At 75.6% G+C, this 17,646-nt stretch carries 18 protein-coding genes; 12 read left to right on the top strand and 6 right to left on the bottom strand.

Annotation, left to right across the window (positions count from 1 at the left end; translation table 11 throughout):
• Positions 1-12 precede the first annotated feature (12 nt).
• Both ACIF8T_RS14830 and ACIF8T_RS14835 read right to left on the bottom strand, forming a co-directional pair.
• On the bottom strand, positions 13-1,221 hold the full coding sequence (locus ACIF8T_RS14830) for a DUF2235 domain-containing protein (RefSeq protein WP_400034920.1): 1,209 nt from the start codon (positions 1,219-1,221) through the stop codon (positions 13-15).
• 349 nt (positions 1,222-1,570) lie between these two features.
• Positions 1,571-1,837: a hypothetical protein gene (locus ACIF8T_RS14835; RefSeq protein WP_400034922.1), complete on the bottom strand. Its 267-nt coding sequence runs from the start codon at positions 1,835-1,837 to the stop codon at positions 1,571-1,573.
• A gap of 203 nt (positions 1,838-2,040) precedes the next feature.
• Between ACIF8T_RS14835 and ACIF8T_RS14840 the strand changes: the two genes are divergently transcribed.
• Complete coding sequence (locus tag ACIF8T_RS14840; RefSeq protein WP_400034924.1) at positions 2,041-2,514, top strand: hypothetical protein; 474 nt, start codon at positions 2,041-2,043, stop codon at positions 2,512-2,514.
• Here ACIF8T_RS14840 and msrB read toward each other — a convergent pair.
• The 4 genes from msrB to ACIF8T_RS14860 form a co-directional block, all read right to left on the bottom strand.
• On the bottom strand, positions 2,474-2,881 hold the full coding sequence (msrB, locus tag ACIF8T_RS14845) for a peptide-methionine (R)-S-oxide reductase MsrB (RefSeq protein ID WP_400034926.1): 408 nt from the start codon (positions 2,879-2,881) through the stop codon (positions 2,474-2,476). The two genes, ACIF8T_RS14840 and msrB, sit on opposite strands and share 41 nt — an antisense overlap.
• A gap of 14 nt (positions 2,882-2,895) precedes the next feature.
• A complete protein-coding gene (murC, locus tag ACIF8T_RS14850; protein ID WP_400034928.1) occupies positions 2,896-4,296 on the bottom strand; it encodes a UDP-N-acetylmuramate--L-alanine ligase in 1,401 nt (466 codons plus the stop codon).
• Between the two features lie 91 nt (positions 4,297-4,387).
• Entirely contained in the window at positions 4,388-4,861 is a 474-nt protein-coding gene (locus ACIF8T_RS14855) for an indole-3-glycerol phosphate synthase (protein ID WP_400034930.1), read from the bottom strand.
• A gap of 160 nt (positions 4,862-5,021) precedes the next feature.
• A complete protein-coding gene (locus ACIF8T_RS14860; protein WP_400034932.1) occupies positions 5,022-5,807 on the bottom strand; it encodes a pyrimidine reductase family protein in 786 nt (261 codons plus the stop codon).
• A 218-nt stretch (positions 5,808-6,025) separates the two neighbouring features.
• On the opposite strand from ACIF8T_RS14860, the gene zapE reads away from it, so the two are divergent.
• The 11 genes from zapE to ACIF8T_RS14915 all read left to right on the top strand — a co-directional run bounded on the left by zapE (position 6,026) and on the right by ACIF8T_RS14915 (position 16,864).
• On the top strand, positions 6,026-7,126 hold the full coding sequence (gene zapE / locus ACIF8T_RS14865) for a cell division protein ZapE (protein WP_400034934.1): 1,101 nt from the start codon (positions 6,026-6,028) through the stop codon (positions 7,124-7,126).
• A gap of 175 nt (positions 7,127-7,301) precedes the next feature.
• On the top strand, positions 7,302-7,697 hold the full coding sequence (locus tag ACIF8T_RS14870; RefSeq protein WP_400034936.1) for a hypothetical protein: 396 nt from the start codon (positions 7,302-7,304) through the stop codon (positions 7,695-7,697).
• A 79-nt stretch (positions 7,698-7,776) separates the two neighbouring features.
• Positions 7,777-8,358 carry a carbonic anhydrase gene (locus ACIF8T_RS14875; protein WP_400034938.1) on the top strand — a complete coding sequence of 194 codons (582 nt, stop codon included), beginning with the start codon at positions 7,777-7,779 and terminating at the stop codon, positions 8,356-8,358.
• Positions 8,359-8,375: 17 nt separating this feature from the next.
• Positions 8,376-9,866, top strand: a complete 1,491-nt coding sequence (locus ACIF8T_RS14880) for a SulP family inorganic anion transporter (RefSeq protein WP_400035327.1) — start codon at positions 8,376-8,378, stop codon at positions 9,864-9,866.
• 149 nt (positions 9,867-10,015) lie between these two features.
• A complete protein-coding gene (locus ACIF8T_RS14885) occupies positions 10,016-10,969 on the top strand; it encodes a slipin family protein (protein WP_400034940.1) in 954 nt (317 codons plus the stop codon).
• Between the two features lie 90 nt (positions 10,970-11,059).
• Positions 11,060-12,442 carry a PhoX family protein gene (locus ACIF8T_RS14890; protein WP_400034942.1) on the top strand — a complete coding sequence of 461 codons (1,383 nt, stop codon included), beginning with the start codon at positions 11,060-11,062 and terminating at the stop codon, positions 12,440-12,442.
• An 81-nt stretch (positions 12,443-12,523) separates the two neighbouring features.
• On the top strand, positions 12,524-13,381 hold the full coding sequence (locus ACIF8T_RS14895; RefSeq protein ID WP_400034944.1) for a PPK2 family polyphosphate kinase: 858 nt from the start codon (positions 12,524-12,526) through the stop codon (positions 13,379-13,381).
• Positions 13,382-13,409: 28 nt separating this feature from the next.
• Positions 13,410-14,927, top strand: a complete 1,518-nt coding sequence (locus ACIF8T_RS14900) for an FAD-dependent oxidoreductase (protein WP_400034946.1) — start codon at positions 13,410-13,412, stop codon at positions 14,925-14,927.
• Positions 14,928-15,026: 99 nt separating this feature from the next.
• Positions 15,027-15,866, top strand: a complete 840-nt coding sequence (locus tag ACIF8T_RS14905; protein ID WP_400034948.1) for a polysaccharide deacetylase family protein — start codon at positions 15,027-15,029, stop codon at positions 15,864-15,866.
• Positions 15,867-15,884: 18 nt separating this feature from the next.
• The gene (locus ACIF8T_RS14910; RefSeq protein WP_400034950.1) at positions 15,885-16,064 is read left to right on the top strand and encodes a hypothetical protein; all 180 of its coding nucleotides are present in this window, start codon (positions 15,885-15,887) and stop codon (positions 16,062-16,064) included.
• A gap of 77 nt (positions 16,065-16,141) precedes the next feature.
• Positions 16,142-16,864, top strand: coding sequence for an aminoacyl-tRNA hydrolase (locus tag ACIF8T_RS14915; protein ID WP_400034952.1), 723 nt, complete (start codon positions 16,142-16,144; stop codon positions 16,862-16,864).
• Positions 16,865-17,646: the final 782 nt, after the last annotated feature.

Genomic DNA, 17,646 nt, shown 5'->3' on the forward strand with positions numbered 1-17,646 from the left:
CCGGGCGAGGGATCAGCGCACCCGGGGCCGTCCGGTGCCCACGCGGGGGACGGACGGTCCGGCCGGGGGCGTGTCCGGGCGCGCGAGGGGGACCGGCTCGACGTCCACGTGCCCCCGGGCGAGACGGCGCTCCAGCTCGGGCGGCCGGTAGGAGGCGTCCCCGTCGTAGTGTTCCCACGCGGTCCGCGCCAGGAGTTCGCGCGTGTCGAACGGTTCCCCGCCGTCCGGCTCCCTCCCGTCCCGCTCCCCTCCGCCGGTCCCGTGGCCGATGGGCCGGTGCCACGGGCGGGACAGCCGGTACAGGCCGGTGCGCGAGTCGTGCAGCTCCCCCCTGCTGTCCGGGCGTACGCGGAACTCGGTGCTCCGCTCCGGGGTCATGACAGGCGGCCCCTCGGCGCCGAGGACGTCGGCGTCGAACTCCAGCCCGTACCGGCGGGCCTGGGCGACCATCCACAGCAGGGTGATGTCGGCCAGCGCCGTGTCGGGGTAGCCGCCGCCGACGTCCCTGTGCACCCCGGCGAACCACACCTGCTTCAGCTCCTGGCCCGCCGCGGCGGCCCCGGTCCGCTGACGCCACAGCGTCGGGCGGAACGCCGACCGCTGCTCGTCGATGGCCAGCGCCTGGAACGCGCCCTTCACCCGGCCGCCCAGCTCGGTGTCGTGGAACGCCCAGCGCCGGTTGACCCGGGTCACGGCGGGCGCGAGCCACCGGGGGCCCGGGACCGGGATGCCCAGGGCGCCGACGGTGTCCCACACGCCGAGGAAGTGGATCGCCGCGTCGTGGGCGTAGGCCCGGCGGAAGAGGGTGGAGGCCGTGCCGGTCGGCTGCTCGATCCGGTCGCGGTACAGCGCCCAGGCCTGCCCGGTCCGGTCGGCGTGCTCGCGGCGCACGATGCCGGAGTTGCCCACCAGGCCGGCCAGGCTCCGGACGGTGAACGCGCCGCGGCTGAAGCCGAACAGGTAGAGCTCGTCACCGGGTTCGTAGGCGTCGACGAGCCGGCCGTAGGCGTCCAGGACGGTGCGGGACAGCCCCTTGCCGAAGGCGCCGCCGCGCAGGCGCTCCAGACGGCGGGTGCCGACCCCCGGGTGGTAGTGGACGCGCTGCTCGATCCCCGCGGCCCACGGCCGGACGGACAGGGCGATCTTGGTGACGTTCGTCCTGCCGGACCGGTCGGCGAGGTCCCAGGTGCCGTCGCAGCAGACGATCAGACGCTTGGCCATGGCATCCCCCTTCGGGGAGGCCGCCCGGCCGGCGGCGGCCGGCACGCGGCGACCGGGACGTCGGGACAGCACTGTTCCGATCATCGCACCGCTCCGGGGACCTCGCCATCGCACGGCGCGGGGCACGTGCCGGACGCCCCGGCCGCGTCGTCCGCCCGCCGACGCGCCGTCGGCTGTCCGGCACCCGGGCGTCACCCCGGCCGGGGACGTGTCCCGCGTCCCCGCCCCGCCTCGCCTCGCCTCGCCGTGCACGCGTCCGCCCCGCCGCCCGGGCGGACGCGGAAGGACGACGACCACCGTGTCCCAGGCCTCGCCCGAAGCGCTCCCCGCCGCCGCCCCACCGCCGCCCTCACCGGGCCGCTCCCCCGCTTCCCGGCCGCTGCGTCCCGCGGCGGCGCCGCTGCCGCTCCTGGCGCTCGGCGCCCGGGCGGCCGTCGACCGGCACGCCGTGCGCGACGGCGCCGTCCGGCTCGCCTGGGCCGATCCCCGCCGGCTGCCGGCCGGGGTGCTCCTCATGTGCCTCGGCCGGGTGGCCGCCGCCCGCGCCCGGCAGGACGCCGTCCCGGACCGGCTCCCGCCGGGCCCGCTGCTCGCCTCGCGGGTCGCCGCGAACCACGTGCTCCCGGCGGGCCTCGGCGCGCCCGCCGGGACGCTGCGCCTCCCGCGCGGGCGGGGCGTCCCACTCGCCCGGAGCAGCGCGTCGCTCGCCCTGTACGCGGTTGTCAGGGCGATCGCGAGAACGGCCGGGCCGGTCGCGGTCCTGGCCGCCTCCCGGACACGACGCCGTGGGACGCCCTCGCCCCGGACACCGGCACGGCCGTGCCGGTCGCCGCGGGCGCGGTGGCCCTCCTCGCAGCGGGGCGCCTCCTGCCGGCCCTGGTACGGCCGCTGCGCCGCGCCCCCGGATTTCACGCGCGCCGCGCCACCCCGGATTTCGCGCGCACCGCGCCACCCGGATTTCACGCGCGCCGCGCCACCCCAAATTTCGCGCGCGCCGCGCCGCCCGACGCACGGCTGCTGCGCACCCGGCCCGCGCGGGTCCTGGCCCTGTGGGGCGGCGCGGCCGCCTTCCCCCTGCCGCAGGGCGGCGTGGTCGCCCGCGCCGGGCGCGCGCTCGGCATCCCGCTGTCCTGGGGACGGGCCGCCCTCGCGTTCCTCCTCGCCGGCGCCGCGGCCGGGGCCGTGCCCGCGCCGGACGGCACCGGCCCCGTGGACGCGGCCCCGCCGCACACCGCGGCGGGGCCGGGCCGCCTCAGTCCTCGTCGGGCGTCAGCCGCAGCGCGATGCTGTTGATGCAGTACCGCTGGTCGGTCGGGGTCGGGTAGCCCTCGCCCTCGAAGACGTGTCCGAGGTGGGAGCCGCAGCGGGCGCAGCGGACCTCGGTGCGGACCATCCCGTGGGAGCGGTCCTCGATGAGCTCCACCGCGTCGGTGTCCTTGGGGTCGAAGAAGGACGGCCATCCGCAGTGGGACTCGAACTTGGTGTCGGAGGTGAACAGCTCGGCACCGCAGGCGCGGCAGGAGTAGACGCCCTTGGTCCTGGTGTCGGTGTACTCACCGGTGAACGCCGGCTCGGTGGCGGCCTGGCGCAGCACCGCGTACTCGGCGGGCGTCAGCTCCGCGCGCCACTGCTCGTCCGGCTTGTCGACGTCGTACGGCACGATCCCTCAGCCCCTCACTTCGCGGTGGACCCGGACAGGTGGTCCAGGATGCGCGGGCCGAGGTCCGTGACGTCGCCCGCGCCCATGGTGAGAACGAGATCACCGGCCCGCGCCATTCCCGCGACGGCCTGCGGGACCCCGGCCTTGTCGTGCACGGCCGTGACGTCCGCGCCCGCCGCCCGGGCCGCGTCGATGATCAGCTCGCTGGTCACGCCGGGGATCGGGTCCTCGCGGGCCGGGTAGATGTCGAGGACCAGGGAGGCGTCCGCCAGGGCGAGGGACCGGCCCATCTCCGTGCCGAGCTCCTGCGTCCGCGAGAACAGGTGGGGCTGGAAGACGACCAGGATGCGGGCGTCCCCGGCGGCGGCGCGCATCGCCTCCAGGTCCGCCGTCATCTCGGTCGGGTGGTGCGCGTAGGAGTCGATCACCTGCACGCCGGCCGCCTCGCCCTTGAGCTGGAGGCGCCGCTTGACGCCGGTGTACGCGGCGAGGGCCGGGGCCAGCTCCGCGGCCGGGACGCCGAGCGCCACGCCCGCCGCGAGGGCGGCGACCGCGTTGTGCGCGTAGTGGCGGCCGGGGACGGAGACGGTGAAGGTGAGCGGGGCGCCGTCGAGTTCGACGGTCACCTCGCTCTTCAGGCCCTGCGGGACGACGGACAGCACGCGCACGTCGGCGTCGGCGGCCTCGCCGTACGTCACCGTCCGCACGGAGCCCGCCAGGCGCCGGGCCAGCTCCCGGGCGCCCTCGTGGTCGGCGGAGATCACCAGCGTGCCGCCGGGCACGATCTTCCCGGCGAAGATCTCGAAGGACTCGTAGATCTCGTCGATCGAGGCGTAGTTGGCGTGGTGGTCGAGTTCGACGTTGAGGACGATGGCGACCTCGGGGGCGTACCTGTGGAAGCTGCGGTCCGACTCGTCGGCCTCGGCGACGAAGATCTCGCCGTCGCCGTGCAGGGCGTTGGAGCCGGGCGCGTCCAGGTCGCCGCCGATGGCGTACGAGGGGTCCAGGCCGAGCGCGGACAGGGACACCGCCAGCATCGAGGTGGTGGTGGTCTTGCCGTGCGTGCCGGCCACCGCGATCGGGCGCAGGCCCGTCATCAGGGCGGCGAGGGCGTCGGAGCGGTGCACCACCGGGATGCCGAGCTCGGCCGCGCGGACCAGCTCGGGGTTGTCCTCGCGGATCGCCGACGAGACGACGACGCAGCTGGCGTCGTCGGCCAGGTGCTCGGCCGCGTGCCCGATGTGCACCGTGGCGCCCAGGGCGCGCAGGGCCTCGGCGGTCGCCGAGTCCTTGGCGTCGCTGCCGGCCACCTTCGCCCCGCGCTGGGCGAGGATCTTCGCGATGCCCGACATCCCGGCGCCGCCGATGCCGATGAAGTGCGGTCGGTCCATGGCGGTAGGAAGGCCGGGTGCCATGCGCGTTTCTCCCCAGTGGTGCGTCAGGTGGTACGACGGTGAGCGGTGGGCGTCCCCGGTACGGCGGGCCGTGCGGGGACGCCGCCCAAGCCTATGCCTTGCTGTGCGAGAACAGCTTCAGCACCGGCACCCCCACCTTGTGCCGGGCCCGGGAGGCCCAGTCCCGGTGGAAGAACTCCTCGACGTAGTGCGGGTCGGTCAGGACGATCACCTCGTCGGCGCCGACCTCCTCGACCAGGAACTTCAGCGCGTCCAGTGGGTGGTCCTCGATGAGGCGGCCCTCGGCGTCGCTGCCGGAGGCGCGCAGGGCGGCGAGGGAGACCTCCAGGGCCCGCTGCCCGACGCTGAGCGCCTCCTCGCCCTCGGGGGTCTCGCCCTCGCGGACGGCCTCGTCGAGCTCGCCGAGGGCCACGTCGTCGATGGCCCGCAGCAGCCGGTCCGCCTGCTCGCCGCGCGGCTGGAGCAGCACGTGGAAGGAGACCGGCTCCTCCCCGTGCAAGGTGGTGACGAACTCCACGTCGGCGGACGTCAGGGCCTTCTCGATCATCAGTACGCTTGCGAACACCAGGCGCCCCTTAACTCCTCCGAGGGGCCGTCGGCCCCGTGTCCTCCGTGGGCCGTGCCAGGCCCCGCTGAAACCATCCTGCCCCGTGATCGCCCGGGTGCTGCCGGATTCCCCGCGCCCGTCGCGAACCGGCCGGAGCGATCAGTCCCGCCGGTGCCGGTCAGGGCCGCCGGTACCGGCCGAAGAGGAAGCCGTCCTCCTCCAGCAGCGAGGCGAGCTCGAACCGCCGGGGGACCTCCACCGCGGGCCCGCCGGCGATGCGCTGGGCGTCGCCGGCGGTGAGCATCGGGGAGAGGGTCAGGCAGAGCTCGTCGAGCACGCCGGCCGCCACCAGCCGGCCGAGCAGCTGCGGGCCCCCCTCGGTCAGCAGCCGGGTGTGGCCGAGGTCCGCGAGGGCCCGCACGGCCCGGGCCGGGTCCACGCCGGTGCCGTCCCCGGCGACCACCACCCGGGCGCCCGCCTTCTCGGCGGCCGCCACGCGGTCGGAGGGCGCCGCGGCGCCCGTGAGGATCAGCGTGGGCACCAGGGGCGAGGTGAACAGCGGCAGGGAGAAGTCCAGGTCCAGCCCGGCGGTGACCACCGCGATCGCCGGGGCGGGCCCCTGTCCGGCCGCCTCGCGCGCCGCGGCGAAGTCGGCCCGCGCGCGGGCCGGGCGGTAGCCCTCCTGCCGCACCGTCCCGGCGCCGACGACCACCACGTCCGCCAGCGCCCGCAGCGTGCCGAAGATCCGCATGTCGGCCGCGCAGGAGATGGGCTGCGAGCGTCCCTCGTGCTGGGCGGCCCCGTCGAGGGTGGACACCATGTTCGCCCGCAGCCAGGGCCGCCCCCGTGCCGCGGAGTCGGGGTAGGCGTACGCGGCGGCCAGTTCGGCCGGGCTCCACTCGCCGGGGGGGCCGCCGGGGCCGGGAGCCGCTGTCTCGTCGGTCACAGGGAACAGGCGTCGCATGCCGTGCAGTGTTCCACGCTCCCGCCCGGCCGGTGCGGCGGGCCGGGCCGCGCGGCGCGGGCCGCACGCCCGCCACCTGCGGCGTCGCCGCCGGCCGCCGGCGCTTTCCGCACATCCGGACGCACCGGGCCCCGCCCGGCCGCGTCCCGGGGGCGGGCGGAGCCCGGCCCCACCCCGGAACGGCCCGGTCCGCGGGTCAGGGCCTAGCATGGGGAACCGTGTCCTCCTCCACAGCCGCCTCCGGAACCGGCCCGCTGACCGACGCGGTCCCGCTGTCCCTGTGCGCCCGCGAGCCGCACGTCCCCGCGGACCGGCTGGTCGCCGAGATGGTGCCGCCGCCGCGGTTCGACTCGGTCCGCTTCGGCACGTACCTCCCGGACCCGAACCAGCCCAGCCAGACCGAGGCCGTCCGCGTCCTCGAGGAGTTCGCGGCGGGGCTGGGCGGGGCGGAGAGCGGCTCGGGCCGGCGCCGGCTGTTCGGATTCGGCAGGGCCCCGAAGAAGGCCCCCGCCGGTCCGCGCGGCGTCTACCTGGACGGCGGCTACGGCGTCGGCAAGACCCACCTGCTGGCCTCCCTCTGGCACGCCACCGACGCCGAGCCCGCCCGCAAGGCCTTCGGCACCTTCGTGGAGCTGACCAACCTGGTCGGCGCCCTGGGCTTCCAGCAGACCGTGCAGACGCTCTCCGGCCACCGGCTGCTGTGCATCGACGAGTTCGAGCTCGACGACCCCGGCGACACCGTCCTGGTCTCCACCCTGCTGGGCAAGCTGGTCGACGCGGGCGTCGCGCTCGCCGCCACCTCCAACACGCTGCCGGGCAAGCTCGGCGAGGGCCGGTTCGCCGCGGCGGACTTCCTGCGCGAGATCCAGGGCCTGTCCGCGCACTTCCGCGCGCTGCGCATCGACGGCGAGGACTACCGCCACCGCGGCCTGCCCGAGGCCCCGGCGCCCCACTCCGACGAACAGGTGACCCGGGCGGCGCACGCCACCGCGGGCGCCTCCCTCGACGCCTTCCCCGACCTGCTGGAGCACCTCGCGAGGATCCACCCCAGCCGGTACGGCGCCCTGACCGACGGGATCGCGGCGGTCTGCCTCACCGGCGTGCGCCCGGTTCCCGACCAGTCCACCGCCCTCCGGCTCGTCGTCCTCGCGGACCGGCTCTACGACCGCGAGGTGCCGGTGCTGGCCTCGGGGCTGCCCTTCGACCGGCTGTTCAGCGAGGAGATGCTGAAGGGCGGCTACCGCAAGAAGTACTTCCGCGCGATATCCCGCCTCACGGCGCTGGCCCGGGACGCCGGCCGGCTCGTCGACGCGCGGTAGCCCGCCCCCCCCCCCGCTCCATTCACGCCAGCGGCCAGGCGGTTTTCAGGCTCTCTTCAGCTCGAAACGTTAAGTTAACCCTGCAAACGACTTTGCAGGGTTAATGTGTTTCTTGACCAGCCATTGACCAAGCGTTGGTGCGAGCTATAGGCGTCAACCGCCTGAAGGGGGGCCCGTGTTGCGCGGTACGACGGCCCGGATCGTGCTCTCGGTCCTCGCCGCCGCCCTGCTGGCCCTCCCCCTGTTCGCTCCCGTCCCGTCCTTCGCGTCCGCGCACACGGCCCATCACATCGGGGCCGAGGCCGACCCCGGAACAACCCCGTCCGGGCAGGCGCCGCGCGACGAGACCGCCGCCTGCCGCGACACCGGCCCCGCCGGCGGTCCGGCCGGCTTGCCGCGCACCCGGGAGCGGCCGCGCACGGCGGACCACGCCCCCACCGCATCCGCACGGCCCCTGCCCGACCGGAACCCGCCGACGGCGTCCGAACCGGTCCGGCCCGGGGCGCCGCCCCCTGCCGCCGGACCGTCGGCGGCGCACACCCCGGCCGCGCTCCAGGTCTTCCGCTGCTGAAGCGCCCGAGCGGTTCCCCCCACCTCTGTCATGCCAGCCCGACGCGCCCCCACTGCGCGCCAGGAGGAGTCACCACACCATGCAGCCCCTCATCGACAACGCCCGTACGTTCGGACAGCGCCCTGAGGAGTTCGCCCGCCTCGCCGAGGGCCAGTCCCCCGACGTCCTGTTCATCACCTGTTCCGACTCCCGGGTCGTCCCGGCCCTGATCACGGGCGCCCGGCCCGGCGAGCTCTTCGAGCTGCGCACCGCGGGCAACATCGTCCCGCCGTACGCCTCCGGGCACCCCACCAGCGAGGCGGCCACCATCGAGTACGCGGTGGAGGTGCTCGGCGTCAAGGACATCGTGGTCTGCGGCCACTCCCACTGCGGTGCCGTCGGCGCGCTGGTGCGCGGCGACGACCTGACCGCCGTGCCCGCCGTGCGCGACTGGCTCACGCACGCCGCCGGCGAACCGAAGTCCGCCGACCCGGCCGACCCGGCGGTCGCCGAGGCGGTGCAGCACCACGTCCTCGCCCAGGTGCTGCGCCTGCGTTCCTACCCGTGCGTCGAGCGGCGGCTGACGGACGGTCGGCTGCGGCTGCACGGCTGGTACTACGAGGTGCACACCGGCACCGTGCGCGAACACCGCGCCGAGACCGACGCGTTCGAAGCGCTGTGAAGGGGCCGGTGACCACCGTGGGCGTGTTGTCGAAGTTCCCCTACCTGCGGCAGGACTTCGCCGCCTCCGTCGTCGTCTTCCTGGTCGCCGTGCCGCTGTGCGTCGGCGTGGCGGTCGCCTCCGGCGTCCCGGCCGAACTCGGCCTCGTCACCGGCATCGTGGGCGGTCTGGTCACCGGGATGATGCCCGGCAGCAGCCTCCAGGTGTCGGGGCCGGCCGCCGGCCTGACCGTGCTGGTCTTCGAGGCCGTCAGCGAGTTCGGGGTGTCCGCGCTCGGCGTGATCGTGCTGGTGGCGGGGCTGCTCCAGCTCGCCATGGGCTTCCTCAAGGTGGGCCGCTGGTTCCGGGCGATATCCGTCTCCGTCGTGGAGGGCATGCTCTGCGGCATCGGCCTGGTGATCATCGCCGGGCAGATCTACGCGGCGGCGGGCCTGAAGGCGCCGGACACCGGCCTGGGCAAGATAGCGGGTCTTCCGGGGGCGTTCGCCGACGCCCTCGGCAGCACCGCGGCGCTGGCCTCGCTGGCGATCGGCGCGGGCACCATCGCCGTCGTCGTGCTGTGGAAGAGGATGCCGAAGAAGGCGCAGGCGGTGCCCGGCGCCCTCGCCGCGGTGGCGCTGGCCACCGCCGCCTCGCTGGCGTTCGGCCTGCCGGTCGCCACGGTCGAGGTGGAGGGCCTGCTCGGCGTCGTCCAGCCGCCCGGCGCCGACGCCTTCGGCGAGCTGGCCTCCCCGGCCATCTGGGGCACGATCATCGCGTTCGCGCTGATCGCCTCGGCGGAGAGCCTGTTCAGCGCGGCCGCCGTGGACCGGCTGCACGACGGCCCGCGCACCCAGTACAACAAGGAGATGGTCGCCCAGGGCGCCGGCAACACGGTGTGCGGCCTGCTGGGCGCGCTGCCGATGACCGCGGTGATCGTGCGCAGCTCCGCCAACGTCGCCGCGGGAGCGAGGACCAAGGCCTCGCGGGTCCTGCACGGCGTGTGGCTGCTGCTGTTCGCCGCCGCGCTGCCCGCCGCCCTGGCGCTGATACCGATCCCGGCCCTGGCCGGCATCCTCGTCCACGCGGGATGGAAGCTGATCCCGTTCCGCCAGCTCGTCGCGCTCTGGCACAGTCACAAGGGCGAGGCGCTGATCCTGGTGGTCACCGCCGTGTCGATCGTCGCGGTGAACATGTTCGAGGGCGTGCTCATCGGTCTGGCCCTCTCGGTGGTCAAGACCGCCTGGGAGGCCTCGCACGTCCGGCTGGAGGTCGTCGACAAGGGCGCCGGGCCCGTCCAGGCGTACCTGTCGGGCAACGCGACCTTCCTGCGGCTGCCGAAGATCCTCGACAGCCTGGAGTCCCTGCCCCAGGACCGCCCGATCGAGCTGGACCTCTCCGGGCTGCACCACCTCGACCACGCCTGCCGCACGGCCCTGGAGAGCTGGGCCGAACGGCACAGCGCGGTCGGCACGGAACCCGTGAAGGTCACCGAGCCGGTGGCGGCCGGGCAGGTCACGGCGGCCTAACGGCCGGGATTCCCGTACGCACAGGGCCCGGGGCGGAACACCGTCCCGGGCCCGTCCCGTGTCCGGCACCGGGGGGGCATGGTCCGCGCCGCGAAGCGGGCATATCGTTGCAGAGACACATCGAACGGACCTCTGGACGGGAGGTCGTCATGCTCGAGGACCTGCTGGCGGCGGCCGCGGCGGTCGGCTGCGCGGGCCTGGTGTACGTGGCGGCGGCGGCGCGGATCGTCAAGCAGTACGAGCGCGGACTGGTCTTCCGGCTGGGCCGCCTGCACGGCGACGTCCGCCGGCCGGGCTTCAACCTGATCGTGCCCGGCGTGGACCGGCTGCGCAAGGTCAACCTCCAGATCGTGACGATGCCGGTGCCCGCCCAGGAGGGCATCACGCGCGACAACGTGACCGTGCGGGTCGACGCGGTGGTCTACTTCAAGGTCGTCGATCCGGCCGCCGCGGTCATCAACGTCGAGGACTACCGCTTCGCCGTCTCGCAGATGGCGCAGACCTCGCTGCGCTCGATCATCGGCAAGAGCGAACTGGACGACCTGCTGTCCAACCGCGAGAAGCTCAACCAGGGCCTGGAGCTGATGATCGACAGCCCGGCCGTGGAGTGGGGCGTGACCATCGACCGCGTGGAGATCAAGGACGTCTCCCTGCCGGACACGATGAAGCGCTCCATGGCGCGGCAGGCGGAGGCCGACCGGGAGCGGCGGGCGCGGCTGATCAACGCGGACGCCGAGTTCCAGGCCTCCAAGAAGCTGGCGGAGGCCTCCCGCCAGATGGAGGACACGCCCTCCGCGCTCCAGCTCCGGCTGCTCCAGACGGTGATGGCGGTGGCGGCGGAGAAGAACTCCACGCTGGTGCTGCCGATCCCGGTGGAGCTGCTGCGCTTCCTGGAGAGGGGCGCGGAGAAGAGCCGGGCCCCGGGGGGCGCCCGGGCACCGGCGGAGCCGGCCGTGTCCGGGGCCGCGGACGCGCCGGAGGCCGTCGAGGCGGCCGGGCCCGCCGGCGCGGACGGGCCGGCCGCCCTGCCGGGCGCCTCCGCCGACCGGCTGGACGGCGCGCAGCAGGCTCCGGACCGGCCGCGGCACACCGCACGGCAGTGACACGTGCTACGCGCGTGGTTCCCGCCGCACGCACCAGGTGATAGACACAGCGGGGTCACGGTTCCTGTCCGCCAGCAGGAAGGCTGCCCCATGCCCGCATCCGGTCGCTCCGCGACCCGACGTCAGATCCTGGCCCGTTCCGGCGCCCTGGGGATCGGCATCACGTTCACCGGGTCCCTCTCCGAACTCTTCGCGGGCACCGCCGCCGCGCAGCACCTGGGCCACAGCGGTCACGGCCCCCTGATCCCCGACCCCGACGGCCTCCTCGACCTGCCGAAAGGTTTCCGCTATCGCGTGCTGTCCCGCGAGGGCGACGCCCTGCGCTCCGGCGAGGGCCCGGTCCCGTCCAACCACGACGGCATGGCCGCCTTCGCGGGCCGGCAGGGCCGGGTGCACCTGGTCCGCAACCACGAGAACCGCGCGAACGGCCGGGTGCCGGTCCCGGCGGTCGAGGGCCTGACCTACGACCCGGCAGCCAAGGGCGGCTGCACCGCCCTGACGCTGGACTCCCGCGGCCGCGTCCTGTCGGAGCGGGTGGCGATCGCCGGTACGGCCGTCAACTGCGCGGGCGGGCCCACTCCTTGGGGCACCTGGCTGACCTGCGAGGAGACCGAGGACAAGGCGGGCACCGCCGGGTACGCCGAGGACCACGGCTTCGTCTTCGAGGTCGACCCGGCCGACCCGCGCCGCTCCGGCGCCGTCCCGCTGACCGCGATGGGCCGCTTCCAGCACGAGGCGATCGCCGTGGACCCGAAGCGGGGCGTGGTCTACGAGACCGAGGACGCCTTCCAGAAGCCGTTCGGCCTCTTCTACCGCTTCCTGCCCGAGAAGCCGCTCGGCGGGCCCGGCTCGCTGCGCGCGGGCGGCCGGCTCCAGGCGATGCGCGTGCCGGGCGTGCCCGACCTGTCCTCGATCCAGGAGACGGGCGCCTCCTTCGACGGCGTGGAGTGGGTGGACGTACCGGACCCGCAGGCCGCCGGGACCCCCGTCCGCCTGCAGGACTTCGGCCCGCGGGGCATCACGCACGCGCAGAAGCTGGAGGGCTGCTACTGGGGCGGGCGCAGCGTGTACTTCGTGTCGTCCTTCGCGCGCAGCGCGGAGGGCTCGGCGGCCGACCACTACGGGCAGATCTGGCGCTACGACCCCGAGCGGCGCCGGCTCACCCTGGTGGTCGTCTTCGGCCCGGACACCGACGTGCGGCTGCCCGGCGAGTCCCCGGACAACATCTGCCTGGCCCCGAGCGGCGGCCTGATGGTCTGCGAGGACGGCGACGGCGCCCAGCACGTCTACGGCGTCACCCGGCGCGGCGAGGTCTACGCGGTGGCCCGCAACCGCCAGAACACCGGCACCCCCGAGGCCCCCGAGTACGGCGAGTTCGCCGGTGTCACCTTCTCCCCCGACGGCGGCACGATGTACGTCAACTGCTACACGCCCGGGACGACGTTCGCGGTGACCGGCCCCTGGCGCCGCTAGCGGCACCGGTGCCCGGGGGCGCCGGGTGCGGAACCCGGCGCCCCGGCGCACGATCGAGGCACAGAGCGGAAGGGGTGCCCCGTGGCGAAGAAGAGCTCGGACAGCAGCCTGCGGGGGCGGCTGCGCGTGCCCGGCGGCGAGCCGGTCGACCTCTCCGGGTACGACCCGGGGGCGACCCCCGGCGGCCCCCGGGACAAGGCGGCGGCCCGCCTGGCGGTCGAGCGGACGGCCGGCCGCCTGGCCGGACTGCAGGAGCGGCTGTGGGCGGCGAGCACGGCGGGCGACCGGCGCCGGGTCCTGCTGGTGCTCCAGGGCATGGACACCAGCGGCAAGGGCGGCACGGTCAAGCACGTCGCCGGTCTGCTCGACCCCGCCGGCTGCCGGGTCCAGGCGTTCCGGGCGCCCACCCGCAAGGAGCGCAGGCACGGGTTCCTGTGGCGGGTCCGCAGGGCCCTGCCGGGCCCGGGCGAGCTGGGCGTCTTCGACCGCTCGCACTACGAGGACGTGCTGGTCGCCCGGGTCCGGGAGCTCGCCCCGCCGGAGGAGATCGAGCGCCGGTACGGGCAGATCAACGCCTTCGAGCAGGCCCTCGCCGAGGACGGCGTGACGGTCGTCAAGTGCTTCCTGCACCTCTCCTTCGACGAGCAGCGCCGCCGGCTGCTCAAGCGGCTCGACCGGCCGGACAAGCGCTGGAAGTTCCAGCCGTCCGACATCGACGACCGCGCGCTGTGGCCCGCCTACCAGGAGGCGTACGCCCTCGCGCTGGAGCGCTGCTCCACCCCGTACGCGCCGTGGTACCTGGTCCCCGCCGACCACAAGTGGTACCGGAACTGGGCGGTCGGCCGGCTGCTGCTGGAGCACCTGGAGGAGCTGGACCCGCGCTACCCGGAGCCGGACTTCGACGTGGCGCGGTGCCGTCGACGGCTGCTCGGCCACTGAACCCGGCACGCCGGGGTACTCGACGGCCATGAGCGAGAAGCAGCAGGTCAGCGGCTCCTACTGGCTGGAGACGGCACCGGGCGGCCGGTACCCCGCCCTGACGGACGACCTCACCGTGGACGTCGCGGTGATCGGCGCGGGGATCGCCGGGCTGAGCACGGCGTGGGAGCTGGCGCGGGCGGGACGCAGCGTGGCGGTGCTGGAGGCTGGGCGGATCGCGGCGAGCGTCACCGGGCACACCACCGCCAAGGTCACCGCGCTGCACAGCATGATCTACGACAAGCTGCGGCGCACCCGCGGCGAGGAGGGCGCCCGGCTGTACGCCCGCTCCCAGTCCGAGGCGGTCGAGCACGCGGCCGCGGTGGTCGAGGAGCTGGGCATCGACTGCGACTGGGAGCCGCGGACGGCGTACACCTACGTCTGCGACCCGGGCCGGGCGGAGGACGTGCGCGCCGAGGCGCGGGCCGCGCGGGAGGCGGGGCTGCCGGCGACGTTCGTGACGGAGACCGCCCTGCCGTTCCCGGTCGCGGGCGCGGTGGAGGTGACCGGGCAGGCGCAGTTCCACCCGCGCAAGTACCTGCTGGCCCTCGCCGAGGACCTGGTCGCGCGCGGCGGGCGCATCCACGAGGACACCACCGTGGTCGGCCTGGACGAGGGCGAGCCGTGCCGGGTGTCGACGACGTCCGGGGTGACGGTGACGGCCCGGGACGTCGTGGTCGCCACGCACTACCCGGTCTTCGACCGGGCGCTGCTGTTCACCCGGCTCTCCCCGCGCCGCGAACTGGTCGTGGCCGGCCCCGTCCCCGCCGGGCAGGACCCGCACGGCATGTACATCACCCCGGACGAGGGCACCCGCTCGGTGCGCACGGCCCCGTACGACGGGGACCGCCGGTTCCTCGTCGTCACCGGCGAGCACTTCACGCCCGGCACCGGCGACACCCGCGCCCGCTTCGACCGCCTGACCGCGTGGGCCACCGAGCACTTCCCCGGCCTCACCGTCACCCACCGGTGGGCCACCCAGGACAACGACCCCACCGACACCGTGCCGCTCGTCGGGCCGCTGCACCCCGGCGCGCGGCACACCTACGTCGCCACCGGCTTCGCCGGCTGGGGCATGAGCGGCGGCGTGATGGCGGGCCGGCTGCTCGCCGCGCAGATCACCGGCGAGGAGTGCGCCTGGAGCGGGCTGTACGACCCGCGCCGGCTGCGCCCGCAGGTGCGCGAGGCCCCGTCCTTCCTGAAGACCCAGGCCAAGGTCGCGGGCCACTTCGTCGGCGACCGGCTGCGGCCCTCGCCGCCGGTGGAGTCCCTGCCGCCCGGCGAGGGCGCCGTCGTCCGCGTCGACGGCCAGCGGCTCGCGGTGTACCGGGACGAGGAGGGCAGCCTGCACGCGGTGTCCGCCCGCTGCACCCACCTGGGATGCCTGGTGGCGTTCAACAGCGCGGAGCGCGCCTGGGAGTGCCCGTGCCACGGCTCCCGCTTCGCCACGGACGGCAAGGTCGTCCAGGGGCCGGCCACCGATCCGCTGGAGCGGCGGGACATCTGACGGGCCGCACGGGACGGGCGGCGGCCGGGCGGGTGATCCGGCGCCGCGTCGCCCCCGCACGGGACCGAAGCGGTACGACTGCGCTCATATCGTCATACCGTGATCTTTTCCGTACGCCGTGCCGCGGCCGTCTGCGTCCTGGGCGCCGCCCTCGCCGCCTGCGGCACCGCCCGGGCCCCGCAGCCCGCCCGTCCGGCCCCCTCCGACGCGCCCCCGTCCAGGCAGCCGCCCACCCTGGCCCCCGGCCCCGCGGGCCTGACCCCGGTCTTCCGCAACGGCCCCCGCACGCACGGCCGGACCGTCGCCCTCACCTTCGACGCCGACATGACCGCCGACCAGGGGCCGCGGGCGGCGGCGGGCGAGCGCTTCGACAACCCCGGGCTGATCGCGACCCTCCGCGCGCTGAGGGTGCCGGCCACCGTGTTCATGACGGGCCGGTGGGCCGAGGAGTACCCGGACCAGGCCCGCTCCATCGGGCGTGACCCGCTCTTCGAGGTCGCCAACCACTCCTACAGCCACTACGCGTTCACGGACGACTGCTACGGCCTGCCGACCGTCTCCCGGGAGCGGATGCGGGCGGACGTGGAACGGGCGTACACCGCGTTCCGCGCGGCGGGGGTGCCCGATCCGATGCCGTACTTCCGCTTCCCGGGCGGCTGCCACGACCGGCGGGCGCTGAAGGCGCTGACCCCGACCGGTGTCACCGCCGTGCAGTGGGACGTGGTGGGCGGGGACGCGTTCGCGACGGACTCCGACGCGGTCGCCCGGCAGGTGCTGGACGGGGTGCGGCCGGGGTCGGTGGTCGTCCTGCACTGCACGCGCAGCGCCGCCCCCGCCACCGAGCGGGCCGTGCGCACGGTCGTCCCCGAGCTGCGCCGTCAGGGCTACCGCTTCGTGAAGGTGTCCGAGCTGATCGGGGCGGCGGGCGCGCCGCGCTGACCGGCCTACGCTGGAGGCATGAGCGAGGACGACTACTGCCTGATCGACACGGCCAGGCCGCCCCGGGCGGACGGGCCGCCGTACGCGCGGTGCGTGCTGTGCCTGGAGCCGACGGAGTACCCGGAGTCGTACAAGGGCATCACCCTGTGCCCGGTCTGCGAGTGGCAGGAGGCCCAGCGCACCGCCTGCTCGGGGTGAGCCGCGGCAGGCGGGCGCGCGGGCCGGCGCCCCGGGACCGCGCCGCGCGCCGGGACGCGGCTGGCACACTGGGGTCCGTGAGCGACCAGCCGACACCCGTGAACGACAGTCCCTTCCGGTCCGAGTCCGCCGCGCGCGACGCGGCACCGCAGTTCGTGCTGCCGATGGTCGTGCGGATCGAGCGGGCCGCGCCGCCCGCCCGTACCGACGCGCTGGAGACCGCGGCGCGGGCCGTGCTGGTGCTGCTCGGCGACGAGCGGTCGGCCGGGGACGGGGAGTGGGCGCAGGCGGTGCGCGACTGGCAGGACGCCCGGATCCGCAAGGTGGTGCGGCGGGCGCGCGGCGCCGAGTGGCGCCGGGCGGAGGCCCTGCCGGGCATCACGGTCACCGGCAAGTCCGCCGAGGTACGGGTCTTCCCGCCGGTCCCGCTGGACGGCTGGCCCAAGGACCTGGCCCGGCTCCAGGTCTCCGGCACCGACCTCGACGACCCGGAGCCGCCGGTGGACGCGGACCCGTCCGCGCCCGTGCTGTGGACCAACCCGGAGCTCGGCATGTCGGCCGGCAAGGCGATGGCCCAGGCGGGGCACGCCGCGCAGCTGGCCTGGTGGGAGCTGTCGGACGAGGAGCGGGCGGCGTGGCGCGACGCGGGCTACCCGCTGGCCGTGCGGACCCCCGGCCCCGCCCTCTGGCGCCGGCTCACCGCCTCCGGCCTGCCCGTGGTCCGCGACGCGGGCTTCACCGAGATCGCCCCCGGTTCCTGCACGGTGGTGGCGGACCATCCCGCCCTGCGGGGGCGTTAGGCCCCTGCGGGAGGCTCTGGGGCGGTGGTTCTGGGGCAGTGGCTCTTCGGGGGCACTGGGTTCACGGGAGCGCCGGGCCATGAGAGCGCTGGGCCACGGGGACGCCGGGCCGGGAGGGCTCCGGGCCGTGAGGACACCGGGCCGTGAGGGCGCTCGGCCTGCGGGGATGTCGGCCCTCCGAGGACACTGGGCCCGCGGGGACGCCAACCCTTCGGGGGCACCGGCCTTGCGGCGCCGGGCCGCGGGAACGTCCGGCCCTGCCGCGACAGTGCTGGAGGGACATTGGCCTTACCGTGCCAGTCCTGCGGGGTGTTGGCCGTGCGGGGCGTTGGCTGTATGGGCGCTGGGCCCGGCCACTGGGCGGCCTACGGGCCGATCGCGGCCGGGGCGCGGGGCGGCCTGCCGACGATCCCGACCGGGGCGCGGGGCGACCCGCCGGGCGGTCGCGGCCGGGCGGGAACATCACAGCGGGCCGATCGCGCACCCCGGCCACCGACCTCCCCGAGTCCCCCGGCCGGACGAGGACCGGCACGCGGTCCCGCCCGCGCGGCAACGGCACGGCCTCGGTGCGGCATCGGCGCCTTCGCGCGCGGACCGGTCCCGGGCCGCCCGGCGAGACGGTCACGGCCCGGGCGCGGACCTGCCACAGGACATCCCGGCCGACCGACCGCGCACCCCGGCCACCGGCCTCCCCAGGTCCCCCGGCCGGACGAGAGCGGGCACGCGGTCCCGTCGGCACGGCAGGGCGCCGGCGCGGCGTCGGCGCCTCCGCGCGGAACCTC

This window comes from Streptomyces sp. NPDC085946 (assembly GCF_044540485.1).
In the GTDB taxonomy this organism is placed as follows: Bacteria; Actinomycetota; Actinomycetes; order Streptomycetales; family Streptomycetaceae; genus Streptomyces.

Excerpts from the sequence above, each read along its gene's own strand:
- ACIF8T_RS14830 (WP_400034920.1), bottom strand. The coding sequence starts at position 1,221 with ATGGCCAAGCGTCTGATCGTCTGCTGCGACGGCACCTGGGACCTCGCC.
- murC (WP_400034928.1), bottom strand. The coding sequence starts at position 4,296 with ATGGCACCCGGCCTTCCTACCGCCATGGACCGACCGCACTTCATCGGC.
- ACIF8T_RS14860 (WP_400034932.1), bottom strand. The coding sequence starts at position 5,807 with ATGCGACGCCTGTTCCCTGTGACCGACGAGACAGCGGCTCCCGGCCCC.
- ACIF8T_RS14875 (WP_400034938.1), top strand. The coding sequence starts at position 7,777 with ATGCAGCCCCTCATCGACAACGCCCGTACGTTCGGACAGCGCCCTGAG.
- ACIF8T_RS14885 (WP_400034940.1), top strand. The coding sequence starts at position 10,016 with ATGCTCGAGGACCTGCTGGCGGCGGCCGCGGCGGTCGGCTGCGCGGGC.
- ACIF8T_RS14890 (WP_400034942.1), top strand. The coding sequence starts at position 11,060 with ATGCCCGCATCCGGTCGCTCCGCGACCCGACGTCAGATCCTGGCCCGT.
- ACIF8T_RS14900 (WP_400034946.1), top strand. The coding sequence starts at position 13,410 with ATGAGCGAGAAGCAGCAGGTCAGCGGCTCCTACTGGCTGGAGACGGCA.
- ACIF8T_RS14910 (WP_400034950.1), top strand. The coding sequence starts at position 15,885 with ATGAGCGAGGACGACTACTGCCTGATCGACACGGCCAGGCCGCCCCGG.